Annotated in this window: 6 protein-coding genes and 1 riboswitch; of the genes, 3 read left to right on the forward strand and 3 right to left on the reverse strand. The window is 33.1% G+C overall.

All coding sequences use genetic code 11. The annotated features are described in order from the left end of the window. Positions 1 to 16 precede the first annotated feature (16 nt). Together purH and purD are read left to right on the forward strand one after the other, a co-directional pair. Positions 17 to 1,495 (forward strand): bifunctional phosphoribosylaminoimidazolecarboxamide formyltransferase/IMP cyclohydrolase, encoded by a 1,479-nt coding sequence (gene purH, locus HMPREF3241_RS05860; RefSeq protein ID WP_002475238.1) that lies wholly within the window; start codon positions 17 to 19, stop codon positions 1,493 to 1,495. Positions 1,496 to 1,520: 25 nt separating this feature from the next. Next, complete coding sequence (gene purD / locus HMPREF3241_RS05865) at positions 1,521 to 2,762, forward strand: phosphoribosylamine--glycine ligase (protein ID WP_002446156.1); 1,242 nt, start codon at positions 1,521 to 1,523, stop codon at positions 2,760 to 2,762. Positions 2,763 to 2,895: 133 nt separating this feature from the next. Here purD and HMPREF3241_RS05870 read toward each other — a convergent pair whose 3' ends face one another. The 3 genes from HMPREF3241_RS05870 to HMPREF3241_RS05880 are packed head-to-tail and all read right to left on the reverse strand — an operon-like array spanning position 2,896 to position 5,687. Then, positions 2,896 to 3,702, reverse strand: coding sequence for an energy-coupling factor transporter transmembrane component T family protein (locus tag HMPREF3241_RS05870; RefSeq protein WP_002475234.1), 807 nt, complete (start codon positions 3,700 to 3,702; stop codon positions 2,896 to 2,898). Next, on the reverse strand, positions 3,695 to 5,098 hold the full coding sequence (locus HMPREF3241_RS05875; RefSeq protein ID WP_070853532.1) for an ABC transporter ATP-binding protein: 1,404 nt from the start codon (positions 5,096 to 5,098) through the stop codon (positions 3,695 to 3,697). The genes HMPREF3241_RS05870 and HMPREF3241_RS05875 overlap by 8 nt, the downstream gene beginning before the upstream one ends. Before the next feature lie 13 nt (positions 5,099 to 5,111). Then, complete coding sequence (locus HMPREF3241_RS05880) at positions 5,112 to 5,687, reverse strand: ECF transporter S component (RefSeq protein WP_002446159.1); 576 nt, start codon at positions 5,685 to 5,687, stop codon at positions 5,112 to 5,114. Between the two features lie 78 nt (positions 5,688 to 5,765). Then, positions 5,766 to 5,868, reverse strand: a riboswitch (TPP riboswitch). Between the two features lie 336 nt (positions 5,869 to 6,204). Between HMPREF3241_RS05880 and HMPREF3241_RS05885 the strand changes: the two genes are divergently transcribed. Continuing rightward, positions 6,205 to 6,431, forward strand: a 227-nt coding sequence (locus HMPREF3241_RS05885) for an oleate hydratase (protein ID WP_176746660.1), incomplete at its 3' end; no start/stop codon positions are given.

The following is a 6,431-nucleotide window of genomic DNA, read 5'->3' on the forward strand; positions in this document are numbered from 1 at the left end:
AGGAGTATCTTATAGAATGAAAAAAGCAATATTAAGCGTTTCTAATAAAAGTGGAATTGTCGAGTTTGCAAAAGCATTAACTAACTTAGACTATGAACTGTATTCTACGGGTGGTACAAAACGTGTATTGGAAGATGCGAATATCAATATTAAGTCCGTGTCAGAGTTAACACAATTTCCAGAAATTATGGATGGTCGTGTTAAAACACTACATCCAGCTGTCCATGGTGGTATTTTAGCTGATCGAGATAAGGAACGTCATTTAGAGCAATTACGAGAACAACATATTGATTTAATTGATATGGTAGTGGTCAACCTATATCCTTTCCAACAGACTGTTGCTCAACCTGAGGTAACAGAAACTGATGCAATAGAAAATATTGATATCGGTGGACCTACAATGTTAAGAGCAGCTGCTAAAAACTTTAAACATGTTACAACTATCGTACATCCTTCCGATTACAACGAGGTTATTGAGAGAATTAAAAATCAACAATTGGACGAAGCATATAGAAAATCGCTAATGGTTAAAGTTTTCCAACATACAAATGAATATGATCATGCTATTGTTAACTATTTCAAAGATAATAAGGAAACACTAAGATATGGTGAAAACCCTCAGCAATCTGCATATTTTGTTAGAACATCTGATAGCAAACATACGATTGCTGGTGCAAAACAATTACATGGTAAACAATTGAGTTTTAATAATATTAAAGACGCAGATGCAGCGCTCAGTTTAGTAAAAAAATTCAACGAGCCAACTGCTGTAGCAGTAAAACATATGAACCCGTGTGGAGTAGGAATTGGACAGTCGATTGATGAAGCATTTCAACATGCTTATGAAGCGGATAATCAATCAATATTTGGTGGTATTATAGCATTGAATAGAACAGTAGATGTTAAATTAGCTGAAGCATTACATTCTATCTTTTTAGAAGTAATTATTGCACCTCAATTTACTGAGGAAGCTTTAAAAATATTGACACAAAAGAAAAATATTCGTTTATTACAAATAGATATGACAATTGATAATGCTGAACAAGAATTTGTTTCCGTTTCAGGTGGTTACTTAGTACAAGATAAAGATAATAAAGATGTGACTCGAAACGACATGACTGTTGCTACCGACACTCAACCTACAGAAGCACAGTGGGAAGCTATGCTCCTAGGTTGGAAAGTTGTAAGTGCCGTTAAGAGTAATGCAGTGATATTGAGTAACAACAAACAAACAGTTGGTATAGGTGCAGGACAAATGAATCGTGTAGGTTCCGCTAAAATTGCAATCGAAAGAGCAATAGAAATTAACGATAATGTTGCGCTTGTTTCAGATGGTTTCTTCCCAATGGGAGATACAGTTGAATATGCGGCCGAACATGGTATTAAGGCAATTATTCAACCAGGTGGTTCAATTAAAGATCAAGATTCTATTGATATGGCTAATAAATATGGCATTACAATGGTTATGACAGGTATGCGTCATTTTAAACATTAATTTTTGAAAAGAAAGGGGTAATCTATTGAAAGTTTTAATAGTTGGAGCTGGTGGACGTGAACATGCATTAGCTTCTAAAATCAATCAATCTCCAATTGTAGATAAGGTTTACGCGATTCCAGGAAATGATGCAATGGTCAATATTGCTGAAGTGCACGGTGAAATTGCTGAATCAGATCATCAAGCTATTTTACATTTTGCTCAGCATAACGCAATTGATTGGGTAATCATTGGCCCTGAACAACCTTTAATAGACGGATTATCTGATTTATTAAGAAATGCAAATATTAAAGTGTTTGGCCCAGGACAAGATGCGGCTCAAATTGAAGGTTCAAAATTATTTGCCAAGCAATTAATGGACAAATATCATATTCCTACAGCAGAATATAAAGAAGTAAGTTCACGTAACGAGGCGTTGCAATATGTTGAAACTTGTGATTTACCAATCGTAATAAAGAAAGACGGTTTAGCAGCAGGTAAAGGGGTTATTATTGCTTTTACAAGAGAAGACGCATTAGAAGGGGTCAAAACAATTTATAAAGAAGAAAAAGGGAAAGTCGTTTTCGAAAGTTATTTAGAAGGAGAAGAGTTTTCTTTAATGACTTTTGTAAATGGAGATTATGCGGTTCCTTTCGACTGTATTGCTCAAGATCATAAGCGAGCATTTGATAATGATCAAGGACCAAATACTGGTGGAATGGGCGCATATTGCCCAGTACCACACATTGATGCATCTGTTCTTGAGCAAACTAATAAGGAGATTGCTCAACCTATTGCTAAAGCTATGGCACAAGAAGGTCATGACTTCTTTGGATTACTATACATTGGTGCAATTTTAACAAAAGATGGACCTAAAGTTATCGAGTTTAATGCACGTTTTGGTGATCCTGAAGCACAAGTATTATTAACACGTTTAGAAAGTGACTTAATGCAACTCATTATCGATTTGGAAAATTGTAAACCTATTCATTTTAACTGGAAAGATGAAGCTGTTGTAGGAGTAATGCTAGCATCTAAAGGATACCCTGGTACATATGAAAAAGGGCATGAAATAAGTGGTTTTAATCTAGATTCTCATTATTATGTGAGTGGATTAAAGAAAGAAGGTCAATGTTTTGTGAATTCTGGCGGACGAGTTATCCTAGCTATAGGGGAAGGTCCAACAGTTGAAAAAGCACAAGCAAACGCATATGAACATGCACGACAAATAAAAAGTGACAATCTTTTTTATCGTAATGATATTGGCAATAAAGCCATTACTAAGTAAAATTGGTTGTTCAATTCGAAATAAAGTCCTTCGTTGATTGGATATGATCAACGAAGGACATTTTTTTATGATTTCTATTTACATTGGAATAAAATGAATATTTACTTTTAATTAAATATTGGGTGTGTAATTATTAGTCTAATTGTCCAAAACGGACATCATGAATACCGGTAATTGGAAGGTATGATGATAAGACAAATGACAAAGTAATGATAATTAATATACAAGCAACAAAGATGATATCTTTATATGAAAATGGAACCCGATAGTAGTATGTTCTTGGACCATCTTTAAAGCCTTTAGACTCCATTGCAACAGAAAGTTGATGTGCACGTCGAATATTTTGACTTAATAAAGGTATGACCAAGTGGTTAAGACGCTTGATTCCTTTATAGTTAGATGCATCTATCATTTGATAACGCATTTTTAGGGACCGTCTTAATTGAATAAGAGAACTTATTATAAGTGGAACCATTCTAATCGCTGCCATAAAAGCATAAGCAAATTTAGGCTTCACCTTTAAATGTTGCATTAAACTATAAAAAATCATTACAATTTGTGAAGTTAGTGCGATTAGTATACCAAACATTGAAACGGTAATTGTTCTCATAGATAGATGAAGACCTCGTACAATACTTTCTGTACTTATTTGCAAAATACCAAATTTTACAAGCATATGTTCTCCATCACCATATAAAATCATAAATAATGACGACATCAAGGCAAAGAGTGTTGTGACTAATATAAAAATGGCAGTTATTTTAAATTCTGTACCGTTAAATAAAAGTAAGAACATAAACATTAATATAACGATATAAATCATAAAGTCAAAGTTATGGATAAATATAATGAAAAAGAATAATGCGATACCTAAAAGTAACTTAGTAATGATATTTACATCATCAACGAAGGTGTGGCGTTTTTTCCATCTTTCAAACAATGTGTTCACCTTCCATTTCTTTAAGACACCCATCTTCCACGCGTAATCGTCTTGTTGGATATCGTTTAATAATTTCTGGATCATGTGTCACCATGATAATTGTTTGACCTTGATTAACGCGTTCTTGAAATAACTTGATAAGTTGAAATGTATTATGACTATCTAGGCCGAATGTTGGCTCATCTAATAAAATAATCTCTGCCTTTGAACTTAATGCTGTTGCAACACTTAAACGACGCTTTTGACCTGTTGATATTTCAAAAGGATGATGATCCTTAACTTGATCTAAATGTAATAATTTTAATAAATCCATAGTTTCATCATTCGCATGCTTAGGATCTAAGTGATTATAATGAATATACACTTCATCATAAACAGAATTCGTAATAAATTGTAATTCAGGATTCTGATATACCAAATACATATGCTTTGCCGCTTGTTTAATTTTAGATAATAATTGGTCGCGATAAAACATGTTACCTTCATATTTAATTAGTTGTAACATAGCTTCTAGTAAAGAGGTTTTACCAGCGCCATTTTTACCAGTGATTGTTAACCATTCACCTGAATACAGTTTAAGCTCCTTGGATGAAAAAAGTGTCTTTTTACCTCTAATAATTTGCCCGTCGTCAAAATGAAATAAGAGATTCTTTGTTTGATTAGGTAATGGGATGGGGCGTGGTGCACTCTGCCATGCTCTAGGGTGCCAAACTCCGTATTCAGTTAATAGCCCTTCATAATGATCTAAGATTTGTTCAGGGGTGTCGTCAGCAACAATTTGACCATCATAATTTAATAACAATACGCGGTCAACATGTTGCCAAATATGTTCAACCTTATGCTCAACAATTAAAACTGTTTGATCTTGCCAAAGATTGATTAATTTCTTCCATAAATCTTCAGTTGCTTTTACGTCGAGCATTGCAGTAGGCTCATCTAAAAAAAGTGTCTTTGATTTTTGTAGTATTGTTTCAACAATAGCTAACTTCTGTTTCATACCACCACTTAGATTGTTGACATATGTTTTATGAGTAACATTGAGGTCTACAGACTTTAACGCGTCTTCGATTTCTTGATCCATCTCACTTCTAGGAATATTTCTATTTTCTAAAACAAATGCAAGTTCCTCATATACTTTTGGCATACAAAATTGATTATCTGGATCTTGAAATATAACGCCACTATCATGATCAATATTCAATTCATCATATTTCATCGGAAGTTCAATTAAATTAGGTACTATTCCACTTAATACATTAAGTAATGTGCTTTTACCTGATCCGGAAGGACCGAGTAAAAGCACTTTTTCTTTATTTTTAATCTCAAGATTTAAGTTGTTGAATATTTTCCTATCTCCATTCGGATACTTTAAACGTAAATTTTTAACACGTAACAATTAAAAAATCCCCTTATAGGTTATCGTAATCTTGTTGTGATGCTGGTCTGAAGAATTTAGTTACACCAGTTTTATCTAATGCTTTGACAATCCAGTATGAAACTAAACCAGCTAATACAATTCCGCTAATTGAACGGAAAATGATAAATAGTAGTAAGTTCCATCCAGCAACTTCGTTTAGGTAACCATAGAAGTAATCCACTGGGAAAGAGATTAAAGCAGTTGCTAATCCAGCAAGCATTGCTACAGCAGCAGAACGTGATTTATATTTAAAAATAGCAAATATAATTTCACAAGCCAGTCCCTGTAATATCGCATATATGATAGTAGGTATATCAAATTTTCCCATGACAATCGTTTCACCAGCTCCAGCTGCGATTTCTGCTAATAATGCTATACCTGGCTTAGGAATGATTAAGTAACAAACGACTGCTGCCATAAACCATACACCATATGTAAGTTGTTCTAAGTGAATACCCGCAACTTGTACAATATTGTAAACAAACCACCATAAGTTATAAATGATGGCAAATACTACTGAAATTAAAACTGTCACAAGAATTTCAGATAGTTTTAAACCTTTTGACATAAAAACATCCTCCTAAAAAACGCACAACCATCTCTAGGAAAGTTGTGCGTCAGAAGCAACATCTAATCATAATTCATTAGATGTATAACAACACTTTCCTACGCTAGTAACTAGCTAGATCAGGTTCGAAGGGTTTGAGGTTGGCCTCATCTCAGTAAAGAATACACCCCTAGTGCGTTCAATTATTTAATTAACTTAAATGTATGATTTTTATTATATATTGTCAAGGTTCTTTCAAGTATTGTTATTTAAACAAGAAATATATTTACTATTTTAGAGATGAATTGCAATAAATGTGTATCATGATGAAGTTTATAGAATTAACGATTTAAATTTTTCTAACAAATCTTTAATTTGATGTTAAAAATAGCTAAATAAAAAAGATTAGTATAGTTTTAAGTGAATTAAATTAAAAAATAACCAATTGTTTGTGTTATTACACAAAGAGGGGTAAAATATACTTGAAAGCGATATCATACAGATTTTCAAACTTTTATTTAATTGGAGTGATGTTTCTATGTATTATACAAATAGTAATTACGAAGCGTTTGCTCGACCTAAAAAACCTGAAAATGTTGATAGTAAATCAGCCTATTTAATAGGGTCTGGATTAGCTTCTTTAGCTGCAGCATGTTTTTTAATTAGAGATGGACAAATGAAAGGCGAAAATATCCATATTTTAGAAGAATTAGATATCTCAGGCGGAAGTTTGGACGGTATTAATATGGAGCATCATGGCTTTGT

The organism is Staphylococcus sp. HMSC34G04, assembly GCF_001838765.1.
Lineage (GTDB): Bacteria > Bacillota > Bacilli > Staphylococcales > Staphylococcaceae > Staphylococcus > Staphylococcus epidermidis.

Coding starts and splice junctions, on each gene's coding strand:
- HMPREF3241_RS05880 (WP_002446159.1), bottom strand. CDS start 5,687: ATGTCAAAAGGTTTAAAACTATCTGAAATTCTTGTGACAGTTTTAATT.
- purH (WP_002475238.1), top strand. CDS start 17: ATGAAAAAAGCAATATTAAGCGTTTCTAATAAAAGTGGAATTGTCGAG.